A 22,952-nucleotide genomic window follows, 5' to 3' on the forward strand; every position below is an offset into this window, starting at 1 on the left:
GCTAATCCCAATCTGGAAATCTAGGTGGCCGGGCAGCAAAAGTGCAGGCCCGGCGACGGACAGTATTAACCCTATCTGCAAAGGCGCATTGGGTAGGCTAGGACTGCACCCAAAACAACATATTGACGTTTCGGCCGTGGAAGATCATCGACGGCCGGCATTCGTGGTGTCATTTCGGCGCACCGCCGCACGAAAGCACCGAGCCAAGCGTCTGCATGAGAGGACCCGAACCCCCATGAGCCTAAGCGGACTTCATGATTTCCTGCGCGAAGAACCTTCCTTCAGGCGCATTGGGCAAAGCGCCGCTCACGACTACCATGCACGCAGCGAAGAACTGGAAATCGCCGCCCCGCAGGGCATGCGCCCCATCCTCTCGGCGCACATCAGCCAGGCACTGAGCCGCAGCGAGCATCCGGGCGTGACGCTGATCGTCACCGCGACCGGCCGCGAGGCGGAAGAGGTCTCCAGCTCCCTGGGCGCCTTCCTCCCGGCAGGGCAAATCGCCGAATTCCCTTCGTGGGAAACCCTGCCCCATGAACGCCTTTCGCCACGCAGCGATACCGTGGGCCGCCGGCTGGAAGTGCTGCGCCGGCTGCACGACCGGGACGAGAGCCTGAATATCATCATCGCGCCAATCCGTGCTGTGCTGCAGCCCTTGGTCGCAGGCCTGGGCGAACTGCGCCCGGTGGTACTGGAACTGGACGCCGAGCCGGGATTCGACAACGTCATCAAGGACCTGGCGGCCGCCGCCTACGCCCGCGTGGACATGGTGACGCACCGCGGCGAGTTTGCTGTGCGCGGTGGCATCATTGACGTTTTCCCTCCGACGCTGGACCATCCGATACGCATCGACTTCTTCGGCGACCAGATCGACTCGATGCGCTACTTCGCCATCGCAGACCAGCGCTCCACCGATGACCCCGGGCCTACGCGGATCATCGCCACGCCCTGCCGCGAAATGCTCATCACCCCGCAGGTGATGAGCCGGGCCGCGAACCTCAAGAACCAGTTCCCGGCCGCCCAGGAAATGCTCACCAAGATTGCCGGCGGCATCGCCGTGGAAGGCATGGAATCCCTGGCTCCGCTGCTGGTGGACAAGATGGTGCCGCTGCTCTCGCTGCTGCCCGAATCCTCCATCGCGCTGGTCATGGAACCAGAGCGGGTGCGCGCCCGAGCCCAGGACCTGAATGCCACCAACGCCGAGTTCCTGGCAGCCGCGTGGGCCTCGGCCTCGGATGGGGCCAGCGCCCCGCTGGATCTGGCCACCGCCGGGTCTGAACGCAAGCTGGCCACCGGCGACTTCGCCTCGCTGGCCGAAACGGTGGAGCACGCACGCGCCGCCAAGGTCTCCTGGTGGGCGATCACCTCACTGGGCGCCGATGAAGAACTGGATCTGGGTGCCGCGACCATCCGCGTGCCGGCCCGCGAACCGCACGGCTACCAAGGCGACATCGAAGCGATGATGGAATTCATTGCCGGGCGGGTCAAGGACCAATGGCGCTTTGTCGTGGCGACCGAGGGACCGGGCCCGGCTGCCCGCCTCTCCGAGCTCTTTGCCGAATTCAAGATCCCGGCGCACCGGGTGGATGACCTGTCCGCCGAGCCAACCGCCGGTCTGATCGAGATCACCCAGGCCACCGCCGGCCGAGGGTTCGTCTTCGAGGAGCTCAAGCTGGGCCTGCTCACCGAAGCAGACCTGCTGGGCCGCTCCAGCGCCTACCCTAACCGCAAGGGCCGCAAGCTCACCGTCAAGCGCAAGCGCAATGCGGTTGACCCGCTGAGCCTGGAAGCGGGGGACTTCATCGTCCACGAGCAGCACGGCATCGGCAAGTTCGTTGAGCTCATGGCCCGCAAGGTCAACGGCTCGGGCAAGGACGCCAAGCGCGAATACCTCGTGGTGGAATACGCCTCCTCCAAGCGCGGCGCGCCGGGGGACCGGCTCTTCGTCCCGATGGACCAGCTGCATATGGTCACCCGGTATGTCGGCGGCGAAGCGCCGACCCTGTCCAAGATGGGCGGCTCGGACTGGGCCAGCACCAAATCCAAGGCGCGCAAGGCGGTCAAGGAGATCGCCGGCGACCTGATCAAGTTGTACTCGGCTCGCATGGCCAGCCGCGGCCACGCTTTCGCCCAGGACACCCCGTGGCAGAACGAGCTGGAGGAAGCCTTCGCCTTCATCGAGACTCCGGATCAGCTCACCGCCATCAACGAGGTGAAGTCGGATATGGAGAAGGAAATCCCGATGGACCGGCTGATCTCCGGCGACGTGGGCTTCGGCAAAACCGAGATTGCGGTGCGCGCCGCGTTCAAGGCGGTCCAGGACTCCAAGCAGGTGGCCGTGCTGGTGCCCACCACGCTGCTGGCCTCCCAGCACTACCAGACCTTCACCGAACGCTACTCCGGGTTCCCGGTGCGCGTGAAGACGCTCTCGCGCTTCCAGACTGCCAAGGAATCCAAGGAGATCCTGGCCGGGCTGAAGGACGGCAGTGTGGATATCGTCATCGGCACCCACCGCCTGCTGAGCAAGAACGTGGAATTCAAGAACCTGGGCCTGGTGATCATCGACGAGGAACAGCGCTTCGGCGTGGAGCACAAGGAAGAGCTCAAGAAGATGCGCACGAACGTGGACGTGCTGGCGATGAGCGCCACCCCGATCCCGCGCACCCTGGAGATGTCGCTGACCGGCATCCGCGAAACCTCCACCCTGGCCACCCCGCCAGAAGAGCGGCATCCGGTGCTGACCTACGTGGGTCCGCGCAGCGACAAGCAGATTTCCGCTGCCATCAAGCGCGAGCTGATGCGCGATGGCCAGGTGTTCTTCGTGCACAACCGGGTCAGCTCCATTGAACGTGTGGCGGCCGAACTGCGCGAACTGGCTCCTGAAGCCCGCGTGGAGGTGGCCCACGGCAAGATGAGCGAATCAAGGCTTGAACGGATCATCCAGGACTTCTGGGAAAAGAAATTCGATGTGCTGGTCTCCACCACCATTATCGAAACGGGCCTGGACATTTCCAACGCGAACACGCTGATCGTCGACCGGGCGAACAACTACGGCCTGTCCCAGCTGCACCAGCTGCGCGGCCGCGTGGGCCGCGGCCGCGAGCGCGCCTACGCCTACTTCCTATGGGATGCGGAGAAGCCGCTGGGCGAGATCGCCCTGGAGCGGCTGAAGGCCGTGGCCGCGCACAACGAGCTGGGTTCGGGCTACCAGCTGGCCATGAAGGACCTGGAACTGCGTGGAGCCGGCAACCTGCTCGGCGGCGAGCAGTCCGGGCACATCGCCGGGGTGGGCTTCGACTTGTACCTGCGCCTGGTCGGCGAGGCCGTGGCCGACTACAAGGGGGAAGGCGAGGAAGAAGCCACCGAAATGAAGATCGACCTGCCGGTCAATGCCCACCTGCCGCACGATTACGTGCCAGGCGAGCGGTTGCGCCTGGAAGCGTACCGCAACATTGCGCAGGCCGAGACCGACGAGGCGCTCGCCGAGGTCCGTGATGAGCTGGTGGACCGCTATGGCAAGCTGCCGGTTCCGGTGGAGAACCTGATGCGGGTGGCGGCCCTGCGCATCCGTGCGCGTGCCGTGGGACTGCATGATATCCAGCAGATCGGCAACCACATCAAGCTGGCCCCGGCAAAGATCGAGGACCTGCCTGCTTCGCGCCAGGTGCGCTTGGAACGCCTGTACCCGGGGGCTGCGAACAAGCCGGCGTTGAATTCGATCTTCATTCCGAAGCCGAAGACCTCGCCAATCGGCGGCAGGGATCTGGCCGACGGGGAGATCCTTGAATGGGCAGAGAAGCTGCTCTACGCGATCTTCGAGCCGACCCCGGCAGCGAAGGACTGAAGCGGCGGTCGCTGACCGCGTGGGCCAGAATCCTGCCGTTTCCGGCAGGCCCCTGGCCCACGCCTGCTAGCGTTGTTCTGCGCCAGCGGGCGCGCCCAGTTCGGCGGCGTAGCCGTTGATCGCCCGTGAGTAGAGCGAGGCATGGCGCGCTATGGCGCTGAGCGCCAGCTGCAGGGCTTCGGTGGGCTGGCCGGCATCGTGCAGCGCCAGCGCCAAGAAGGCCTGGGCATCGGTGAAGATCGGTGAGCCGGATGGGATCTGCCGCAACAGCTCAATGGATTGCGTGCACTGCCCGAGGTTGCGCAGCGTGCTGGCCAACTGGAGCAGCGCTTCATCATGCTGCGGCGCGTCCAGCCCGGCGTCCAGCGCTGCCCGGTAGGGGCCAACCGCCTGTTCTTCTTCGCCCAGATAGTCGTGCAGGGAAGCGATTTCGAAAAGCACCCGCGGATCCTGCTGATCCCTGTCCTGCACTAGGCCTGCCAGCTCGGTGCGCAGCTGTTCCGGGCGTTTTCCTCCGGCCGAGTTCCAGAACTCTTCAACGCGTTGGTCCCATGATTCCATCCGGCCAGTCTAGGCCAAGGAAATGCGATTAAACGCCAAGAGAGGGAAACCCGGAGTCGGGTTTCCCTCTCTTGGAAAGCTCTAGCTAGTTCTGGTGGGCGTTAGCCGCGGCAACCAGATCCTCAGCCTTCTCCGCACGACCCATCAGGTGCATCGGGATGGCGAAGGCCAAGAACATCAGAGCAAAGCTGACCAGGGTCGGCCACCAGGCAACCTCAAGGGTCCAGTAGCCCAAGGTGTAGACGCCAGCCGCGAACAATACGAAGAAGATCACGAAGTTGACGATATTGCCGACAAGGCGGCCTTCACCTGAATGGGCAGTGTTCTTGCCGTTCGAGTACACTTTTTCTCCTTGGGAAACAGATGGGGCGAATTCCTAGTAGCTGGAACCGCTTTGCTCTCCTTCTAGGATAGCAACTCCTGAGCTAGAACCTAGCCGGGTTGCGCCAGCTGCAATCATGGCCCGCGCGGTTTCGACGCTGCGCACGCCGCCCGAGGCCTTGACGCCCATCTCCGGGCCGACGGTCTTGCGCATCAGCGCCACATCTTCAACGGTTGCGCCACCGGTGGAGAAACCGGTGGATGTCTTGACGAAATCGGCGCCGGCGGCCTTGGCCGCCTCGCAGGCCAGGACCTTGGCTTCCTCGGTGAGCAGGCAGGTTTCGATGATGACCTTCAAGATGGCTCCGCCTTCATGCGCAGCCTGGGCAATGGCGAAGATCTCGTTCACCAGGGCGTCTCGGTCGCCACGCAGGGCGGCAGCGACGTCGATGACCATGTCGATTTCGTTGGCGCCGTCGGCAACAGCGTGCTTGGTTTCGAAGACCTTGGTGTCGGTGGCCGAAGCACCCAGCGGGAAGCCGATGACCGAGCAGGTCAGCACGTCCGAGCCTTCCAGCTCACGCGAAACGGTGGAAACCCACAAAGGGTTGACGCAAACCGACTTGAAGCCGTACTTCTTGGCCTCGTCGCAGATCTGCACCACCTGTTCACGGGAAGCATTCTGGGCCAACAGGGTGTGGTCGATGTAGCTGGCGATCTCGCGGGCGCTTAGTTCAGTCATCTTTTCCTCTAGCAATAAAGATTTCAATCATTTCAAATGAAGGTCTCGAAGGGGTAAGCCTAGTTGGCATTCAGGAAAGCTGCCAATTCTTCCTTGATGGCCAGGACCTTCGCGGTGGCGCGCTGGCGGGCCTCGTGGACCTCGGCCGGATCATCGACCGGTTCAATGGTTTCCAAGTAGCACTTGAGTTTCGGCTCCGTTCCCGAGGGGCGGACGATCACGCGGGAACCGCAGAACGTATGCAAAACCATGGCGTTGGTTGCCGGCAGCTTCTCGGTGCCCTGGGACAGGTCGGTGACCTCGGAAACCTCGGAGCCGCCCAGCGTTGCCGGAGCGTCATTGCGGATCTTGTCCATGAGCGCGGGGATCTGCTCCAGATCGGTGAAGCGCAGGGAGAGCTGGTCGGTGACGTGCACGCCGTGCTTGGCCGCCAGCTCATCGAGGCGGCCGGCAATGGTGCTTCCGGCTGCTTTCAATTGCGCTGCGAGATCAGCCAGGACGATGCCAGCTGAAATTCCGTCCTTGTCGCGCACCAGATCCGGGGCCACGCAGTAGCCCAGGGCTTCTTCGTAGCCGTAGCCGAGGTCCTCAACGCGGGAAATCCACTTGAAACCGGTCAAGGTTTCCTCGTGCTCGCGTCCGGCATCCTTGGCAATGGCTGCCAGCATGCGCGAGGACACGATGGAATTGGCCAGTTTCTTGCCCTCAGGCAAGGTCTTGGAAACCTGGTCTCCGAGCAACCAGCCGACCTCGTCGCCGCGCAGCATCCGCCAGCTGCCGTTATCTAGGATCGCCGCCGCGCAGCGGTCGGCATCCGGGTCATTGGCAATCACCAGATCTGCGCCCACCGTGCGGGCCAGCTCGAGCGACAGGTCGATGGCCCCGGGTTCTTCGGGGTTGGGGAACTTCACGGTAGGGAAGAGCGGATCCGGGTGCTCCTGCTCGGCAACCATGTGAACGTCGGTGAATCCGGCGTTCAGCAGGGCTTGGCGCATGGTGTGGCCGCCCACGCCATGCATGGCCGAAACCACGATCCGCAGGTTCTTGCGCGCTGGATCCTGCGGCTGGCCAGCGTCGATAATCGGGCGGATGGAAGCCAGGTAGGCTGCTTCGATGTCGCCTTCGGCGCCGGCTGCGGGGAGCACTTTCCAGCCGTTTTCGGCGCGCGGGATCTGGGCCACCGGCCGGCCGTAGTCGATCAGCGAAGCGATCTGCGCATCGATCGGGGAGACGATTTGGGCTCCGCGGCCCGACTCATCGGTGATCTTCCCGCCGACGTAGACCTTGTAGCCGTTGTCCCGCGGAGGGTTGTGGCTGGCCGTCACCATGACACCGGCTTCGGCACTGAATTCACGCACAGCCCAAGCCAGCACCGGGGTGGGCAGCGCCGAAGGCATCAGCAGCACCTCGAACCCGGCCGCGGCGAAGACGCCTGCCGAATCCTTGGCGAAGACATCCGAGTTGAACCGGGCATCGAATCCGATAACCACCTTGGGCGTGTACTGGCCATTGGCTTTCTCGGCCAGGAAGCGGGCGATGCCCGCCGCGGTGCGCATGACCACCACGCGGTTCATGCGCATCGGGCCGGCGCCCAATTCGGCGCGCAGTCCGGCTGTGCCGAATTCCAGCACGCCGCTGAAGCGGTCGGCAATGTCCTCGAAGGCCAGCGCGTCGCCGTCATTGACGCGCTGGATCAGCAGTTGCAGTTCTTCCTGCGTTTGCGGATCGGGATCCTGGGCCGCCCATTGGCCCGCCGCGTCAAGCAACTGGATTTTCTGCGTGTGGTTCACTGATTTCCCTTCAAAGGACACTGACTGCTTGCTGCGCGCTAAGTACGCGAGGCCTAGAGCTTCGCGATGATCTGCGCCAGCAACTTGGAGATGCGCGGACCGGCTGCCTGGCCGGCTTCGATGACTTCCTCGTGGCTCAGCGGAACCGGGCTGATGCCGGCGGCCAGGTTGGTCACCAGCGACATGCCGAAGATCTCCATGCCTGCGTGGCGGGCCGCGATGGCTTCCAACGCGGTGGACATGCCGACCAGATCCGCGCCGATGGTCTTGGCATACTGCACTTCGGCCGGGGTTTCGTAGTGCGGGCCGGTGAACTGCGCGTACACGCCCTGATCCAGTGTCGGATCAACGGAGAGCGCAATCTCGCGCAGGCGCGAGGAGTACAAGTCGGTCAGGTCGACGAAGGTCGCGCCCTCGAGTGGGGAGGTGGCCGTCAGGTTGATGTGATCCGAGATCATTACCGGGGTGCCCGGATTCCAGTCTGGATTCAGGCCGCCGCAGCCGTTGGTGAGCACCAGCTGCTCGCAGCCGGCAGCCGCCGCGGTGCGGATCGGGTGGACTACCGCGCGGACGCCGCGTCCCTCGTAGTAGTGGGTGCGGGCACCCAGGACCAGTACCCGTTTGCCGGTGGAGGTCAGGATCGAGGAGATGCTGCCCTTGTGGCCGGGTACGGCCGGGGCATGGAAGCCTGGAATTTCGGTGGCATCCAGGGTGTGGGTGGTTTCGCCGATGAGTTCGGCGGCCTGGCCCCAACCGGAGCCCAGGACCAGCGCGATGTCGTGTTTTGCGACGCCGGTCTGTTCGGCGATTGCCTGGGCAGCCTGCGCTGCCAGGACCTGTGGGTCATTTTGCATATCAGTCACGGGAAATACGCTACCGCTAGCGGGGCGCTTTGTCAGGTGAAACTAGTGCTTCAGAATCAAAATCACGTTCCGGGATTGTGCTTCGATGTGCGCAATTACCCGGCATGGTGAACAATGGTGATTGTGAGCGCAGATCGTAGGAATGAAGCAACCCGTTTAGTTATTCTCGGCGGAGGACCAGGCGGCTACGAAGCCGCCATGGGCGCAGCCCAGTTGGGTGCCAATGTCACCGTCGTGGAACGTGCAGGCATGGGCGGTTCGGCGGTGCTGACCGACGTCGTGCCTTCCAAGACCCTGATTGCCACGGCGGATGCGGTGCGCCGCGTGAAGCACGCGGAAACCTTTGGAGTTCACGTTGACGGACTCGACTCGGCCGTCACCGACTTCTCGGTGGTGAACCACCGACTGCTGGACCTTGCCAAGGAGCAGTCCTCGGATATCCGCACCACCCTTGAACGCGCCGGCGTGCGCATCGTGATCGGCGAAGGCCGCCTGCTCGACGACCACACGGTTGCGGTATCGCACCCAGATGGTTCCGAGCAGGAAATCGAAGCAGACGCCATGCTGATTGCCGTGGGTGCCCACCCGCGCGAACTGCCTACCGCCAAGCCCGATGGCGAGCGGATCTTCAACTGGACCCAGATCTACAACATGAACGAGGTGCCTGAGCACCTGATCGTTGTCGGTTCTGGCGTGACCGGTGCCGAGTTCGCTTCGGCCTACAACTTGCTCGGGGCCAAGGTCACGCTGGTTTCCTCGCGCGACCGCGTGCTGCCCGGCGAGGATGCGGACGCAGCGGGCGTGCTGGAAGACGCCTTCAAGGAAAACGGCGTGAATGTTGTTTCCCAGGCCCGCGCCGAAGGCGTGGAGCGCCAGGGAGACAAGGTGCTGGTTACCTTGGCTGACGGACGCGTGCTCGAAGGCAGCCACTGCCTGGTTGCCGTGGGCGGCATCCCTAATACCGCCAATCTGGGCCTGGAAGAAGCCGGCGTGCAGCTGACCGACTCGGGTCACATCAAGGTGGATGGCGTTTCGCGCACCACCGCAACCAACATCTACGCAACCGGCGACTGCACTGGCGTATTCGCCTTGGCTTCGGTGGCAGCCATGCAGGGCCGCATCGCCGTGGCGCACCTGCTTGGCGACTCGGTCAAGCCGTTGAATCTGGATCTCGTGGCGTCCAACGTCTTCACCTCCCCGGAAATCGCTACCGTGGGTGTTACCCAGCGTGCGGTGGCTGAGGGCAAGTACCAGGCCAACATCATCAAGGTTGACCTGAACACCAACGCCCGCGCCAAGATGATGAACGTGGACCAGGGCTTCGTGAAAATCGTTTCCCGCAAGGGCTCGGGCACCGTCATCGGCGGTGTCGTGGTTGCACCGCGCGCGAGCGAGCTGATCTACTCACTGGCTCTGGCGGTCCAGAACAGCCTGCACGTTGACGACGTGGCTGAAACTTTCACCGTGTACCCGTCGCTGTCGGGGTCGCTGGCTGAAGCGGCTCGCCGCCTGCACCGCCATCGGTAGGTCCTGAAGAGCTTTTCCAGGCGGCATCTGTCCTTTATTGGGGGCAGATGCCGCCTCTGGCATTTAACGATGCTGAACCTGTCGGAGAACGCCAGCGAAGTCCTGAAACGCGACATGTTTTCCCAACATCCGTAATACAAGATGTTGTGACTCCATTCACTTTGGCGAACGACTCTGATATAAGTGTAAAAACTGTTTTCTCAGGTCACGTCTCAATATGTGGAAGTGCATATTCGCGCTAGTAGGCCTGCGATTTGCCGATCGTGGTTCAGATTCCATTAAGCATGTGTCCAAATAATGGACATGAATATCCGAATACTGGTCACTGAGGTTTACGATTATGACAGCAAAATTGTATATCTCACTCGTACTTTCACTCTAAGGAGCAGCCTCACATGTCGCAGGCTAACCAAGCAGTGGCGCCGAAGGAAAACACCCGCGGTCGCGTGCTGTTCGCCAGCATGATTGGCACCACTGTCGAATTCTTCGACTTCTATGCCTACGCCACCGCGTCGGTTCTCGTTTTCCCAGCCCTGTTCTTCCCCAACGCTTCCACCATCAACGCGATCCTTTCCTCGTTTGCGATCTTCGGTGTGGCATTCGTGGCTCGTCCGCTGGGTTCGATCATCTTCGGCCACTACGGCGACAAGCTCGGCCGCAAGGGCACGCTGGTAGCCTCGCTGCTGCTGATGGGTATCGCTACCTTCCTGATCGGCTTCCTGCCGCCTGCTGCCGGACACTGGACCGTATTGGCTCCGACCGCACTGGTGCTGCTGCGCTTCGCCCAAGGCCTGGCGCTGGGCGGCGAATGGTCCGGTGCGGCGCTGCTGGCCACCGAGAATGCTCCGAAGAACAAGCGCGCCATCTACGGCACGTTCCCTCAGCTGGGCGCCCCAATCGGCTTCATCATTGCAAACCTGATGTTCGTGGCCCTGCAGACCTTCTGCACTGCAGAACAGTTCATGGCCTGGGGTTGGCGCGTTCCGTTCTACTTCTCGGCAGTTATGGTGATCATTGGCCTGTGGGTACGCCTGAAGCTGGTCGAATCCTCCTCCTTCCAGAAGGTTCTGGACCAGAAGAAGGTCGTAAAGTCGCCATTCGCGGTGACCATGAAGAAGCACTGGCGGCCAACCTTGGCAGGTACCTTCATCATGCTGGCAACCTACGTGCTGTTCTACCTGATGACCTCCTTCACCCTGACCTACGGCACCCAGCCAGCCAGCGTCGAGCAGGCGACGGCTGCCGCTGAAGCCAAGGGCAAGACCTTTGACGCAACCGGCTTCGTTCCAGGCCTGGGCATTGAACGCCCAACCTTCTTGACCATGCTGATCATCGGCGTTGTCTTCTTCGGCATCTTCACCGTGGTTTCGGGCCCGTTGGCTGAGAAGTTCGGCCGCCGCAAGTTCCTGATCTGGGTCACCTCGGGCATCCTGGTCTTCGGACTGGCATGGACCTTGTTCTTCGGACCAGGCCAGGGCGCTGCCATGGCCGGTCTGATCATCGGGTTCACCCTGATGGGCCTGACCTTCGGCCCGATGGCCGCCTACCTGCCAGAGCTGTTCCCTTCGAACGTTCGCTACACCGGCTCGGCCGTTGCCTACAACCTGTCCTCGGTGATCGGCGCGGCCCCTGCCTCCTTCGTGGCTGTGGCCCTGTGGAAGGCCGGTGCCGGCAACACCTTGGGTGTTGGCCTGTACCTGGCGCTTGGTGCGGTACTGACCCTGGTTGCGCTGTTCATGACTCGCGACACCTCGGACATGGACATGGAAGAATGGGTCGAGTAATTCGACAGCTTTGCTGAGTGAACGGCTCGGCGAATCATCTGGCAATGATGATTCGCCGGGCCGTTTCCCATTGCCGCCGAGCATGGGTGAAGGCGAGATGAATGAGTGCCCCGCCCTTACAACTTCATGCACGGCATGGAAGCATGGGACACGACATGTTCAATACCGAAGGGGAGCGCTCATGCGTATCGCAGTTGCGGGAGGCACCGGTGCCATCGGCACGCTGGTGGTGGAACAGCTCAAGAATGCAGGCCACGAACCAGTGGTGCTCGCACGGTCTGCGGGATGCGACCTGACGAACCGCAGCGCGGTCGAGCAGTGGCTGGTTGACTGCCAAACGGTCATCGATGTTTCCGGAGCCAGCACCGCGAGTGCGGCGGCCTCCATGCGTTATTTCACCCAATCGACGGCCAACCTCGTCAGCGTAGGACGTGAGTCTGGGGTGCAGAACCACGTGGCGCTTTCAATCATTGGCGCAGCCACGGTGGATTCTGGCTACTACGCCGGCAAAGCGGCGCAAGAGCGGATGCTGCAAATGCTTCCCGGCGGTTACACCCTGCTGCGCACTACACAGTTCCACGAATTCATTGGCCAGAATGTCGGCCGGCTGGGCGCGGGGCCGGTGCAGATGGCGCCGAAAATGCGGATGCAGCCCATCGCAGGCAGCGAGGTGGCCGCCGCGCTCGTTGCCCTTGCCGGGGGACCCGCACAGGGTGTGGTGCTAGACCTTGCGGGACCGCAAGAGGAATACGCTCCCGACTTGATTGCCAAGTACCTGAAATCCCGCGGCAAGTCGCCAAAGATTGTTGAAGTGCCTGTTCCCGGTCCCATGGGCAAGGCAATGCGCGATGGGCGACTGCTGCCCGGCAGTTCCGCCAGGCTAGGCCACGAAACATTCGAAGCCTGGCTCGCTCGGCAGTAGCCTGGGTCTGCCCGAATTCCCACCTCTGCTTGGCCGTGACAAAACTGGCGGATTCTGCAAGCATCACATCATGGACGACAAAGAGCCTTATGTTCCTTATAACCCCACGCCTCGGGACTTTCCCGGTTTTGCTATGCCGTCTTCGGTGCCGCAGGGCATGCGGCTGGAGCTGAGCCGTTCAAGGATCAAGGATGGGCAAGACGAGAACTTTGGTGCATGGATGGAAACGCTCAATAATCGCTACGACGAATGCGAAGCATCCTTATCCGCGCAGCGGGCCGCGCTGGAAGCAACCTTCAAGCATGTGGAAGCCGATGGTTCGGTGTGGATCTACCACCTGAGCTTGGTGGGCGAGAACGGAAGCGGGCTCGATACCGAACAAGATATCGATGCGACCCACGAAGCGGCTAGCCGCCAGGCGAAAATGCCAGGTTGGGAAGAACTTGAACCGAAGTTCCTGCTCATGCCCGATCATCTCAGGGCATCCATGGTGCACTGGGCAGAGCATGGGCAGGCGCCAGGATAGAAGCAGCGGGCTGAAAGAAGAACACCTGAGGGCCTGGACAATTCTGTCCAGGCCCTCAGGTGTTCATGGCGGGTTCTACTTGGCTTCGTCGATCGACGCGATGACGGCGCCCGATGACAGGGTCTCGCCCGGAGCGATGTCCAGGCCGCTGACCACGCCATCACGGTGGGCGGTAATCGGCTGCTCCATCTTCATCGCTTCCAGCACGACAATCAGATCACCCTGGGAAACGGTGTCGCCATTCTCGACGGCAACCTTCACGATGGTGCCCTGCATTGGCGAACGCAGCTCTGCGCTGTTCGCGCCAGCGGCGCCGGCTGCCTTGCGGCCCGGCTTGCGCTTCTTCTTGCCTGCGGCCTTCTCGGCACCGTTCGAGGATACGGAGCCCAGCGACGAGGGAAGGGTGACTTCCAAGCGCTTTCCGCCAACCTCGACGGTCACGCAGGTGCGCTCTTCCTCGGCTGCCTCCTCGCCGCCCATGGGCATAGGGTGAGGCTCGATGACGGTATCGAATTCGGTTTCGATCCAGCGGGTATGGACCTTGAAGGATCCCTCTTCCGGAACGAATGACGGATCGCTCATGACTGCGCGGTGGAATGGCAGCACGGTGGCCATGCCCTCGATCTGGAATTCCTCCAAGGCGCGGCGTGAACGGGCGGCGGCGATTGCACGGGTCGGGCCGGTCACGATCAGCTTGGCGATCATCGAGTCGAAGTTCCCCGAGACGGTCTCGCCCTGCTCGATGCCCGAATCCACACGGACGCCGGGGCCGGTGGGCAGGTTCATCTTGGTGATGGTGCCTGGGGTCGGCATGAAGTTGCGGCCGGCATCCTCGCCGTTGATGCGGAATTCGAAGGAGTGGCCGCGCAGTTCGGGGTCGCCGTAGCCCAGTTCCTCGCCGCGGGCGATGCGGAACTGCTCGTGCACCAGGTCCATGCCGGCGATCTCCTCAGAGACCGTGTGCTCGACCTGCAGGCGGGTGTTGACCTCGAGGAACGAGATCACGCCGTCCTGGCCGACGAGGAATTCGCAGGTGCCGGCGCCGGTGTAGTTTGCCTCGCGCAAGATGGCCTTGGACGCTTCGTACAACCGGGCGGTCTGCTCTTCGCTCAGGAACGGGGCCGGGGCTTCCTCTACCAGCTTCTGGTTTCGGCGCTGCAGCGAGCAGTCGCGGGTGGAAACGACAACCACATTGCCATGGGTATCGGCCAGGCACTGGGTCTCCACGTGGCGCGGTGCATCCAGGAAGCGTTCGATGAAGCATTCGCCGCGGCCGAAAGCCGCGACGGCTTCACGGACTGCCGAATCGTACATCTCGCCGATTTCTTCGCGGTTGCGGACAACCTTGATGCCGCGTCCGCCACCGCCGTAAGCGGCCTTGATCGCCAATGGAAGTCCGTGCTCGTCGGCGAAGGCATACACCTCGTCCGCCGAGGCCACCGGATCCTTGGTGCCGGGCACCAGCGGAGCGCCCACCTTTTCAGCGATGTGGCGGGCCTTGACCTTGTCGCCGAGCTTGTCGATGGATTCCGGCGAAGGACCGATCCAGGTCAAGCCTGCGTCGATCACGGCTTGGGCGAACTCCGCGTTCTCCGAGAGGAAGCCGTAGCCAGGGTGGATCGCGTCGGCGCCGGAGCGTTCGGCGGCGTCCAGGATCTTCTCAATGCGAAGGTACGATTCAGCGGCGGTGGTGCCGCCCAGTGCGTAGGCCTCATCAGCCAGGCGCACATGCATCGCATCGCGATCCGAGTCGGCATAGACCGCAACAGACTCGATTCCCTCGTCGCGGGCGGCACGGATAATACGCACTGCAATCTCGCCACGGTTGGCGATAAGCACCTTCGTCAATGGATTCATCATGAACCTTGTCTTTTAAAAATAGGGTTTCTCAGCTAAGAGCCTATCGTTTTTGTGGGAACTATATGTAGTTATCGCCTAAAACGAGGGTGTTAGGGTGAAATTTTTAGAGGAATCCTACAAAGCTGCCTCGCTCTATGGCTTCGTTGCACCCGCCCGATATGGCCTGCGGCCGCTACCACCCGCCGGGCCATGGAGGGAACGCCGCTTTCCGCTTGCATGTCGGAGGTGCTGGCATCTGCCCTATCCGTCCTGTGCCTGTCGAACTAGGCTGTCGATACTATGAAAAACAAGGAGGCCGCCGTGGGAAACCGGAGAAAGGCGCTGTGCGCGCTGCTCGCTGCTGGAACGCTGGCACTGGCAGCCTGTTCCAGCGGGACCGGAATTCCGGCGCTGGACCGTGAACCTGGCGAAGCTGACCAGTGGCCAGGCGATAAGAGCCAGCTGGCAAACCTTGACTCGCAGTCCGTGCGTTTCCTGGTGGCAAATGGCGGTGCTGACTACTTCGCCGTCGCTTCTGCCGATAAGCAGACTGCCTGCCTCTTCAAGTTCGTCGATGGAGAAGACTCCGCCGCTGGCGGATGCGGCGGAGCAGGGGGTGCGGATGCCATTGTTGAGGTGAATACTCCCGAAACAGCGATGATGCTGGTCCGGGCCGGAACTGACATCTCGCACTGGGAAGATGCGGGGTGGACCAGGATCCACGAGAACGTTCTCGTGTTCTAGCTGGGTGGCTGTCATGGAATTCCTGAAATGCTGATTAATCCAATCTACCTTGCGCTCCGAGGGGCCCGCCCATGCCGGTGCCGCGCCCGGGACAGGCAACTGTGGACGGGACTTCATGCCTTGGCAAACCCACGGGGCATCCAGCCAAGCCAATGCGCTTTGCATTCAGCGTGGAGCGGGCTCGGCAGCTACGCCTGCCGCTCACGGTGGCGCCTGACTGCCGCGCGATTGGCGCAGCGCACAGAGCAGTAGCGCTGGCGCCCGTTGCGCGTCACGTCCACAACCACGTTGGTGCACGGTTCCGCTTCGCAGCGCCGCAGCCGGTGCATGCCCCGGGTGGTCAGATGCAATGCCGTGCCAACGGAAAAAACGGAGCGCAGCACCTGGGGCATGCTCTGGCCGTCATCGCGATAGTGCAGGTGCCATCCCTCGTCATCATGGTCAACCAGGCGCGGATAGGCTGAAGCGCGAGCGGTCTGCGCATTGAGCAGCCGTGCCCGTTCGGCATCCGACGGTGCGTCAACGATGTGCAGCCAGTCATCCATCACTGCGCGCATTTGGACGTAGTCCGAGCCAAGTCGCGGAAAGGGCATGGTCATGCCGTGCTCGCGGGCGCGTTGCTCGATGCCATCGCGCTCCGAAGGCCAGTCGTTGGCCAGTGATGCGGCGAGCAGCACCGCATATTCTCCGTAAGGGTTGAGTTGCATAAGAGCATTACATCATGCTGGAGCCATGACTACTGCACAGCACAGCCACGCCGCTGGTTCCCGGAAAGAAGCTGATCTCCACGAGCACAGCTGGCAGATCGAATCTAGCCATCCGACGTCCACCGGGATTGTTGAATACCTCCAATGCCGCCGATGCCGGCGCCGCATCATGCGCCAGCGCGGCTTCGCCGAGGACCAGATGCTGCTGAGCAAGGAACTGCAGGCATGAAAAAGGTGCCTTCCGCCATGCAGCGGAAGGCACCACCATCCGGCAAGTGCCGGGCTATTTCCAGAGATCCACGAGGCTGATCCCGGCCTGCGCCAGCAGGCCGCGCAGCACGAAGACATCCAAACCGACAACGTTCTGGAAGTTGCCTTCGATGGACTCGATGAAGGCCGCGGCCAGTCCATCAATGGTGAAGGCTCCGGCACAGGGCAGTGGTTCCCCGCTGGCTACGTAGGCCTCGATCTCGGCATCGCTCACGGTGGAGAAATGCACCACGGTCGACGAGACCTGGCCGCGGGCCTGGGCTGGATCGGCGGTATCGATCAGCCAATGGCCCGAGTGCAGGATGCCGGTGGCACCGCTCAGCTGCTGCCACCGTTCGCGGGCCACCTGCGCGGTGTGCGGCTTTCCGTAGGCCACGCCATCAAGCTCGAAGACCGAATCGCAACCCAGCACCACGGTGCCATCCGGCTGCCCGGCCTGCGCCACATTCTCAGCCTTGGCACGGGCCAGCAGCAAGGCGGTCTGCGCTGGCGACTGATCGCCATCGCGGTCCACCGCGGCGGCAAGCACTGCGTCTTCATCCACCTCGGATACCTGGGTGGTGAACATGATGCCGGCATCGGACAGAACTTTCTTGCGCCCCCAGGAAGCCGAAGCCAAGAGCAGCCGGGGTTCGGGATTCAGTTGTTCGCTCATACTGCCGCGTTCTCCTTGGTCTGGTCCTGGCTGGAGCCGTCTTGGGAAGCGTTGTCCTCGGATTCCAGCATTTCGTTGAGCTTCGATCCTTCCACATCAACGTCGGGCAAGATCTTGTCCAGCCACTTGGGCAGGTACCAGGCCTTGTCGCCCAGCAGGTGCATGACTGCAGGAATCAGGGTCATGCGGATGATGAACGCATCGAAGAGCACACCGAAGGCCAGCGCGAAACCGAGCGGCCGGATCATTGCCAGGTGCGAGAACACGAAGCCGGCGAAGACCGAAATCATGATCAGCGCGGCCGCGGTGACCACCGGTGCTGCCATCGAGAAGCCGGAACGGACGGCTTCCTTGGCAGGCTCGCCGTGGGCGTAGCGTTCGCGCATCGCCGAGACCAGGAAGACCTGGTAGTCCATGGCCAGGCCGAACAGGATGCCGGTGAGCAGGATCGGCAGGAAGGACAGCAGCGGACCTGGAACATTGACATCGAACAGCGCGGAGAACCAGCCGAACTGGTACACCATGACGCTGGCGCCGAAGGCGGCCGCGAGCGAAAGCAGGAAGCCGCCGGTAGCCAGCAGTGGAACCACCACCGAGCGGAAGACCAGCAGCAGCAGGATCAGCGACAGGCCAACCACGATGCTCAGGTATGGGACCAGCGCGGAGGTGACCTTCTCGGAGACGTCAATCTGCGCGGCAACCTGGCCGGTCAATGCAATATCGGCGCCGGTGGCTTCGGAGAACTTCGAGTAGTCTGCGCGCAGCTCGTGCACCAGCGCCTCGGTGGCTTCCGAGGACGGGCCATCGGTAGGGATCACCTGGATGGCGGCCAAGCTGCGGTCGTCGGTCATGGTGACCGGGATTGCGGCCACGACACCGTCGTATTCGCGCAGCAGGTCAGCCACGTCGAGGCTCTTCTCCTCGGCTTCGTGCTCGCTCAGCCCGGCCGGCAGGTCAGCCAGGACCAGCAGCGGGCCGTTGTAGCCCGAGCCGAACTTGTCGCTGGTCTGCTCGTAGGCCTGGAAGGCCTGCGAATCAGCAGGTTCAGCACTGCCATCGGGCAATGCGGTACGCATCTGCGTGGCCGGCAGGGCGATGGCACCCAGAACGACGACCACCAGCAAGGCCACTGGGACTGCGATCTTCGTGACCATGCGCACCCAGCGGGTGGAGACCGATTCCTTGACCTTCGGATTCTCGGCATCGGCGGCGGCCTTCTTCCGGGCCCGCTTGGATACCAGCTTGTTGCCAGCCAAGGACAGCAGCGCCGGCAGCAGGGTGATGTTCAGCAGCACCGAGCACAATACGGTGAACGCGGCCGACAGGCCCAGGATGCTCAAGAACGGAAGTCCCGGGACAGCCAGTGCTGCCAGCGCAATGATCACGGTCAGGCCGGCGAAGACCACCGCGTTGCCGCTGGTTCCCACTGCGCGTGCAATCGATTCTCCGACCTCCATGCCGGACAGCAGCTGCGAGCGGTGGCGGTGGATGATGAACAGCGCGTAGTCGATGCCCACCGCCAGGCCCAGCATGAGCGCCAAGGCAGGGGTAATCGAGGCCATGTCGATCAGCGAGGAGAACGCCATGGTGGTGCCCACGCCGGCGCCCACGCCGAGGATCGCCAGCAGCAGCGGCAAGCCGGCGGCAACCAAGGTGCCGAGCATGGCCAGCAGGACGATGGCGGCGATCACCACGCCAACGATTTCCGAAGCGCCGAAGACCTGGGACATGTCCTGCATGATCTCCTTGGAGAACAGCACCTGAACCCCATTGGCCTGCGGCCCTGCAGCGATGGCCTTGATCTGCTCGCGGTCATCCGGAGTCAGGGCATCAGTCTGGACCTTGAAGCTTACCTGCGAAACTGCGGTGCTTCCGTCCTCGGAAACGAAACGCATGCCGGAGCTCGCGCCCACCTGTCGGGAAGCGAATTCCAGCTCAGCACGGCCGGACTCCAGGTCCTTCAGGCCCTGCTCGACATCCTTTTCGCCCTGCTCGAGCTCGGCGGTCTTTTCCTTTATGGTCTTTTCGCCGTCTTCAAGCTGCTTCTTGGCTGCTGCCAGTTCAGCCTTGCCTTCAAGGAACTGGGCCTTCTTGGCATCGAATTCACGCTGCCCGGCTTCCAGCTTGGCGCGGCCTTCATCGAGCTCGGCCTGGCCCTGGTTCAGCTTCGCCTTGTTGGTGGCGATTTCCTTCTTGGCTGCATCCAGCTGCGCTTTGGCTGCATCCAGCTGGGTTTTGGCGGCATCAAGCTGGCCGCGGTTGGCTTCCAGTTTCTTGTGGCCGGCCTTGGCCTGGGCCTGGCCGGCGTCGAGTTCCTTGCGCGCGGCATCAAGCTGCTTCAGGCCGGCTTCGGCGGTGGCGATCTGCTCCAGCGAGTCGGTAGCCTGCTGCTTGCCGTCGGTCGCTTCGTCGATTCCGGTTTCTGCTGCGGTTTTCGCGGCTTTCGCCTCAGCCAAGCTGCCTTCTTGCTTCGCTAGCTGCTCGGTGTATGTATCAATTTCTTCTTGGTTTCCAGCGGCCTCGGCTTCGGCCAAGAGCCGCTGGGTGTTCTCGATCTGGGCAGGCAGATTCTTGATCGCCGCTTCAGCTTCGGCCAGGCCTGCCTGTGCCTTGGCCAGTCCGTCCTCGGCAGCCTTCAGGCCCGCGGCGGCTTCCTTCTTGCCGTCGGACAGGTTTGCCTCGAATTGCTTGCGGGAGGAGTCTCCGAGCAGCTGGTCCATGCCAGCCTGGTATTCCTTTTCGCCCGCGGCGAGCTTGGCATCGGCGGCTTCGAGCTTCTTCTCGCCAGCCTCGAACTGTTCCCGGCCCGCGTCGTATTCGGCCTTGCCGTCCTTGTATTGGGCCAATCCGGCCTCGTACTTCGCTTCGCCAGCCTCCAGCTGCTCGCGGCCGGAGTTCAGCTCACGCTGCCCGGCATCCAGCTGTGCGCGGCTATCGGCCAGCTGCTTTTCGGCTGCGGCGATCTGCGGTTCAGCATCCTGGATTTCCTTCTGCCCGTCGAAGTACTGGGCCCAGCCTTCGGTGAGATCCTCACGGCCATCCTTGAGCTGCACCTTGCCATCGGCAATTTGCTCCTTGGCATCGTCCAGCTTTTTCTGGCCGTCAACCAGTTCCTGCTGCGCCTTGTCCAGCTCAGGCTGCGCCTTGTCGAGCTGTTCCTGCAATTCGAAGGGGCTCATGGCCTCGATGACCTGGGAATGCATGCCCAACTGGTCCAAGGACTCGGCGATGGCCTGCTTCTGGGTTTCATTCAGCGGCCGGTCCGAGCTTTCGCGGAACACGATGGAGCCGGAACCGCCGGCGAGATCCGGAAGTTCTTCCTTCATCCGGTCCAGGGTGCGCTGGGTTTCGGTTCCCGGAAGGGTAAAGGTATTGGACAGCTGGCCCATGAACAAGCTGGCGCACAGCCCAATGAAGATGAAGGCTGCCAGCCACATCGAAATGACGCGGTAGCGGTGCAGGTGTGCCCATCGCGCGAGGCGGTAGAGGAGGGAAGCCATGAGCTTAGATGTCCTTCATGGTGCTAGTGCTGGAAAGCGGCAAGGCCTTGAAACCCTCGTCAAGGGTTTCCATGGCCTGGGTAATCAAGGAATGGAAGACGGAAATGAGTTCGGGGGAGATGTCCATGCCGACAGTTTCGGTGGCGGGCAGACGTTCGATCCACTCGTCGAAGGCGGCTTGGCCTGCGCCGAGCAGCGCATGGGTGAAGACCCTGACGGTGAAGGTATTGGCGTGCGGATAGCGCCGGGCGACCTTCTCGATGACTTCAGTGGCGGCTGTCTGCCATTCGTTCATCATGGCGGGGAAGCCGCAGTTGGCACCTTCGGTCCGCAAGAACGCACCGAAGTGCGCCACCTGTCCGAGCAACCGCGCGACATCATCGGACTTGAGCGCTTCGATGATCGCTTCCACCAATGGCATGGAATCAGTCAGGTCGCTGATGGAATCCACCATGGTTCCCAGAACCTGATGCAGCGGATAGGAATAGACCGCATCCACCGAGGGGAAGTAGTTGAAGAGCGTTCGCCGGGAGATTCCTGCCGCCTCGGCGATCTGGGTCGCAGTGAGCGCGGTGCCAGAGCCGTGGCGGAGCAGATCCGCGACGGCTTCGACGATGGCTTGTTTCGTCGCCTGCTTGTTCAGTTCGCGGCGGGTGCCGGTACTTGGAGAAGTCACATGATTACACTACGTGCAAAGTTGCACTCTGTGCAAAAGGAGTGGGCGTGACCTTAAACAAGAAATCGGCGCACGGGCGAAAATGCCCGTGCGCCGATCATCACCAGCAATGCCTACTTGGCCGCGGCTGCCACAGCATCTGGAGCCGAGATGCTTTCGTCGGCAAAAGGATTGCCATTGCGTGGAGCGTTGTACATGTCGATGTCCAAGATGCCCTCGCGCTTGGCGACAATGGTTGGAACCAGTGCCTGTCCCGCGACGTTCACCGCGGTGCGGCCCATGTCGATAATCGGGTCAACGGCCATCAGCAAGCCGACGCCTGCCAGTGGAAGGCCCAGGGTGGACAGGGTCAGCGTCAGCATCACGATGGCGCCGGTGGTGCCTGCGGTTGCCGCCGAGCCCAGGACGGAGACCAGGGCAATCAGGAAGTAATCGGTGAGCGAGAGCTCGACGCCGAAGAACTGGGCAACGAAGATGGCGGCGATCGCAGGGTAGATGGCAGCGCAGCCGTCCATCTTGGTGGTGGCGCCCAACGGCACCGCGAAGGAAGCGTAGCCCGAAGGCACGCCGAGGTTGCGTTCGGTGACGCGCTGGGTCAATGGCAGCGTGCCAATCGACGAGCGCGAGACGAAGGCCAGCTGCACGGCTGGCCAAACGCCCGAGAAGTACTGCTTGATGGACAGGCCATGAGCACGGACCAGGACCGGGTACAGCGCGAACAGCACCAGTGCCAGGCCGACATAGATCGCTACGGTGAATTTGCCCAGCGCGCCGATGGTGTCCCAGCCGTAGGTGGCGACAGCGTTGCCGATCAGGCCAACCGTGCCGATCGGTGCAATGCGGATGATCCACCAGAGGACCTTCTGGATGATTGCCAAGATAGAAGTGGAGAACGCCAGGAAGGGTTCTGCTGCCTTTCCGACCTTGAGTGCGGCGATGCCCACAGCAATGGCAATCACCAGGATCTGCAGGACATTGAAGCTGATCGAGGTGGTGGCGGTGGTATCATCGGCAAGCTTGGTGCTGGCGCCCAGGCCCAGGAAGTTGGCTGGGACCAATCCGGTGAGGAAGCCTAGCCAGTCGCCGGTCTTGCCGGTGTAGTCATCCGGCATGTCCTGGCCGGTATTCGCTCCGGGGCGGAAAACGGTGCCGAGGACCATGCCGATGACGACGGAGACCAGAGCGGTGATGGCGAACCACAGCAGGGTCTGCCATGCGAGCCGTGCTGCATTGGTGACCTTGGCGAGGTTGGCAATCGAGGCGACAACTGCAAAGAAGATCAGCGGGATTACCGCGGTGCGCAGCAGGGCTACGTAGCTGGATCCAATGATCGACAGGGCTTCACCCAGGCCGTTGGGCTCTTCGGAGGTGCTGCCGGTGTACTTGGCCACGAGGCCCAAAAGGAGACCGACAATCAGTGCCGCAATGATCTGCGGTCCGAAACTGGTCATCCAGCGGGGAAGCTTAGATGCAGGTGCGTTAGTAGACATGCGTTCAAGATTAGGGTGCTCATCTGCTTGGGCAGCAGTCAATGTTACTGAACATGACGATATTTCGCTGTTTGTGCTTCATTGCACTCCAAAGCGGTGCCTAGGGTCACAAATCCAGCGAAATTACGCAAGAAATGAAGGGTTCCTTGGGCGCCGAAACAAAGTTCGCCATTTGGGAATTTCTGCGTGTC

18 protein-coding genes are annotated in these 22,952 nt (G+C 62.4%); 7 read left to right on the top strand and 11 right to left on the bottom strand.

Annotation, left to right across the window (positions count from 1 at the left end; translation table 11 throughout):
• The first annotated feature begins 235 nt into the window (after positions 1 to 235).
• Positions 236 to 3,844, top strand: a complete 3,609-nt coding sequence (gene mfd, locus BKX98_RS06830) for a transcription-repair coupling factor (protein ID WP_073706647.1) — start codon at positions 236 to 238, stop codon at positions 3,842 to 3,844.
• A gap of 66 nt (positions 3,845 to 3,910) precedes the next feature.
• Here mfd and BKX98_RS06835 read toward each other — a convergent pair whose 3' ends face one another.
• From BKX98_RS06835 to BKX98_RS06855, 5 genes are all read right to left on the bottom strand, one after another.
• Positions 3,911 to 4,405, bottom strand: coding sequence for a tetratricopeptide repeat protein (locus tag BKX98_RS06835; protein ID WP_073706648.1), 495 nt, complete (start codon positions 4,403 to 4,405; stop codon positions 3,911 to 3,913).
• Between the two features lie 85 nt (positions 4,406 to 4,490).
• A complete protein-coding gene (locus tag BKX98_RS06840) occupies positions 4,491 to 4,748 on the bottom strand; it encodes a hypothetical protein (protein ID WP_038989847.1) in 258 nt (85 codons plus the stop codon).
• Positions 4,749 to 4,781: 33 nt separating this feature from the next.
• On the bottom strand, positions 4,782 to 5,468 hold the full coding sequence (gene deoC, locus BKX98_RS06845; protein ID WP_073706649.1) for a deoxyribose-phosphate aldolase: 687 nt from the start codon (positions 5,466 to 5,468) through the stop codon (positions 4,782 to 4,784).
• 59 nt (positions 5,469 to 5,527) lie between these two features.
• Entirely contained in the window at positions 5,528 to 7,258 is a 1,731-nt protein-coding gene (locus BKX98_RS06850) for a phospho-sugar mutase (RefSeq protein ID WP_073706650.1), read from the bottom strand.
• 53 nt (positions 7,259 to 7,311) lie between these two features.
• A complete protein-coding gene (locus tag BKX98_RS06855) occupies positions 7,312 to 8,112 on the bottom strand; it encodes a purine-nucleoside phosphorylase (protein WP_038989844.1) in 801 nt (266 codons plus the stop codon).
• Positions 8,113 to 8,235: 123 nt separating this feature from the next.
• On the opposite strand from BKX98_RS06855, the gene BKX98_RS06860 reads away from it, so the two are divergent.
• The 4 genes from BKX98_RS06860 to BKX98_RS06875 all read left to right on the top strand — a co-directional run bounded on the left by BKX98_RS06860 (position 8,236) and on the right by BKX98_RS06875 (position 12,880).
• Positions 8,236 to 9,648 carry an NAD(P)H-quinone dehydrogenase gene (locus tag BKX98_RS06860; protein ID WP_073706651.1) on the top strand — a complete coding sequence of 471 codons (1,413 nt, stop codon included), beginning with the start codon at positions 8,236 to 8,238 and terminating at the stop codon, positions 9,646 to 9,648.
• 395 nt (positions 9,649 to 10,043) lie between these two features.
• Positions 10,044 to 11,432 carry an MFS transporter gene (locus tag BKX98_RS06865; RefSeq protein ID WP_038989839.1) on the top strand — a complete coding sequence of 463 codons (1,389 nt, stop codon included), beginning with the start codon at positions 10,044 to 10,046 and terminating at the stop codon, positions 11,430 to 11,432.
• 181 nt (positions 11,433 to 11,613) lie between these two features.
• Positions 11,614 to 12,354 carry an SDR family oxidoreductase gene (locus BKX98_RS06870; RefSeq protein WP_066139670.1) on the top strand — a complete coding sequence of 247 codons (741 nt, stop codon included), beginning with the start codon at positions 11,614 to 11,616 and terminating at the stop codon, positions 12,352 to 12,354.
• 70 nt (positions 12,355 to 12,424) lie between these two features.
• Entirely contained in the window at positions 12,425 to 12,880 is a 456-nt protein-coding gene (locus BKX98_RS06875) for a DUF6176 family protein (protein WP_233125301.1), read from the top strand.
• A 75-nt stretch (positions 12,881 to 12,955) separates the two neighbouring features.
• On the opposite strand, the gene BKX98_RS06880 is transcribed toward BKX98_RS06875, so the two are convergent.
• Positions 12,956 to 14,740 (bottom strand): biotin carboxylase N-terminal domain-containing protein, encoded by a 1,785-nt coding sequence (locus BKX98_RS06880; protein ID WP_073706652.1) that lies wholly within the window; start codon positions 14,738 to 14,740, stop codon positions 12,956 to 12,958.
• Between the two features lie 300 nt (positions 14,741 to 15,040).
• Between BKX98_RS06880 and BKX98_RS06885 the strand changes: the two genes are divergently transcribed.
• Positions 15,041 to 15,463, top strand: coding sequence for a hypothetical protein (locus tag BKX98_RS06885; RefSeq protein WP_073706653.1), 423 nt, complete (start codon positions 15,041 to 15,043; stop codon positions 15,461 to 15,463).
• Positions 15,464 to 15,651: 188 nt separating this feature from the next.
• Here BKX98_RS06885 and BKX98_RS06890 read toward each other — a convergent pair whose 3' ends face one another.
• Positions 15,652 to 16,170 carry a CGNR zinc finger domain-containing protein gene (locus tag BKX98_RS06890; protein WP_073706654.1) on the bottom strand — a complete coding sequence of 173 codons (519 nt, stop codon included), beginning with the start codon at positions 16,168 to 16,170 and terminating at the stop codon, positions 15,652 to 15,654.
• Positions 16,171 to 16,195: 25 nt separating this feature from the next.
• On the opposite strand from BKX98_RS06890, the gene BKX98_RS06895 reads away from it, so the two are divergent.
• Positions 16,196 to 16,399, top strand: a complete 204-nt coding sequence (locus BKX98_RS06895) for a hypothetical protein (protein WP_073706655.1) — start codon at positions 16,196 to 16,198, stop codon at positions 16,397 to 16,399.
• Between the two features lie 54 nt (positions 16,400 to 16,453).
• Here the strand turns inward: BKX98_RS06895 and BKX98_RS06900 are convergent, their stop codons facing one another.
• From BKX98_RS06900 to BKX98_RS06915, 4 genes are all read right to left on the bottom strand, one after another.
• Entirely contained in the window at positions 16,454 to 17,095 is a 642-nt protein-coding gene (locus BKX98_RS06900) for a nucleoside triphosphate pyrophosphatase (RefSeq protein WP_038989833.1), read from the bottom strand.
• Entirely contained in the window at positions 17,092 to 20,595 is a 3,504-nt protein-coding gene (locus BKX98_RS06905; protein WP_073706656.1) for an MMPL family transporter, read from the bottom strand. Before BKX98_RS06905 ends, BKX98_RS06900 begins: the two co-directional genes overlap by 4 nt.
• Positions 20,596 to 20,599: 4 nt before the next feature.
• Positions 20,600 to 21,271: a TetR family transcriptional regulator gene (locus tag BKX98_RS06910; protein ID WP_038989831.1), complete on the bottom strand. Its 672-nt coding sequence runs from the start codon at positions 21,269 to 21,271 to the stop codon at positions 20,600 to 20,602.
• Positions 21,272 to 21,384: 113 nt separating this feature from the next.
• The gene (locus BKX98_RS06915) at positions 21,385 to 22,761 is read right to left on the bottom strand and encodes a dicarboxylate/amino acid:cation symporter (protein WP_073706657.1); all 1,377 of its coding nucleotides are present in this window, start codon (positions 22,759 to 22,761) and stop codon (positions 21,385 to 21,387) included.
• Between the last annotated feature and the right edge of the window lie 191 nt (positions 22,762 to 22,952).

It is taken from the genome of Glutamicibacter sp. 0426 (assembly GCF_001906485.1).
GTDB classification, from domain to species: domain Bacteria; phylum Actinomycetota; class Actinomycetes; order Actinomycetales; family Micrococcaceae; genus Glutamicibacter; species Glutamicibacter nicotianae.

What these genes read in the sequence shown, in the direction of transcription:
- mfd (WP_073706647.1), top strand. Translation starts at nt 236, where the DNA reads ATGAGCCTAAGCGGACTTCATGATTTCCTGCGCGAAGAACCTTCCTTC.
- BKX98_RS06835 (WP_073706648.1), bottom strand. Translation starts at nt 4,405, where the DNA reads ATGGAATCATGGGACCAACGCGTTGAAGAGTTCTGGAACTCGGCCGGA.
- deoC (WP_073706649.1), bottom strand. Translation starts at nt 5,468, where the DNA reads ATGACTGAACTAAGCGCCCGCGAGATCGCCAGCTACATCGACCACACC.
- BKX98_RS06855 (WP_038989844.1), bottom strand. Translation starts at nt 8,112, where the DNA reads ATGCAAAATGACCCACAGGTCCTGGCAGCGCAGGCTGCCCAGGCAATC.
- BKX98_RS06860 (WP_073706651.1), top strand. Translation starts at nt 8,236, where the DNA reads ATGGTGATTGTGAGCGCAGATCGTAGGAATGAAGCAACCCGTTTAGTT.
- BKX98_RS06865 (WP_038989839.1), top strand. Translation starts at nt 10,044, where the DNA reads ATGTCGCAGGCTAACCAAGCAGTGGCGCCGAAGGAAAACACCCGCGGT.
- BKX98_RS06870 (WP_066139670.1), top strand. Translation starts at nt 11,614, where the DNA reads ATGCGTATCGCAGTTGCGGGAGGCACCGGTGCCATCGGCACGCTGGTG.
- BKX98_RS06875 (WP_233125301.1), top strand. Translation starts at nt 12,425, where the DNA reads ATGGACGACAAAGAGCCTTATGTTCCTTATAACCCCACGCCTCGGGAC.
- BKX98_RS06880 (WP_073706652.1), bottom strand. Translation starts at nt 14,740, where the DNA reads ATGATGAATCCATTGACGAAGGTGCTTATCGCCAACCGTGGCGAGATT.
- BKX98_RS06890 (WP_073706654.1), bottom strand. Translation starts at nt 16,170, where the DNA reads ATGCAACTCAACCCTTACGGAGAATATGCGGTGCTGCTCGCCGCATCA.
- BKX98_RS06895 (WP_073706655.1), top strand. Translation starts at nt 16,196, where the DNA reads ATGACTACTGCACAGCACAGCCACGCCGCTGGTTCCCGGAAAGAAGCT.
- BKX98_RS06900 (WP_038989833.1), bottom strand. Translation starts at nt 17,095, where the DNA reads ATGAGCGAACAACTGAATCCCGAACCCCGGCTGCTCTTGGCTTCGGCT.
- BKX98_RS06905 (WP_073706656.1), bottom strand. Translation starts at nt 20,595, where the DNA reads ATGGCTTCCCTCCTCTACCGCCTCGCGCGATGGGCACACCTGCACCGC.
- BKX98_RS06915 (WP_073706657.1), bottom strand. Translation starts at nt 22,761, where the DNA reads ATGTCTACTAACGCACCTGCATCTAAGCTTCCCCGCTGGATGACCAGT.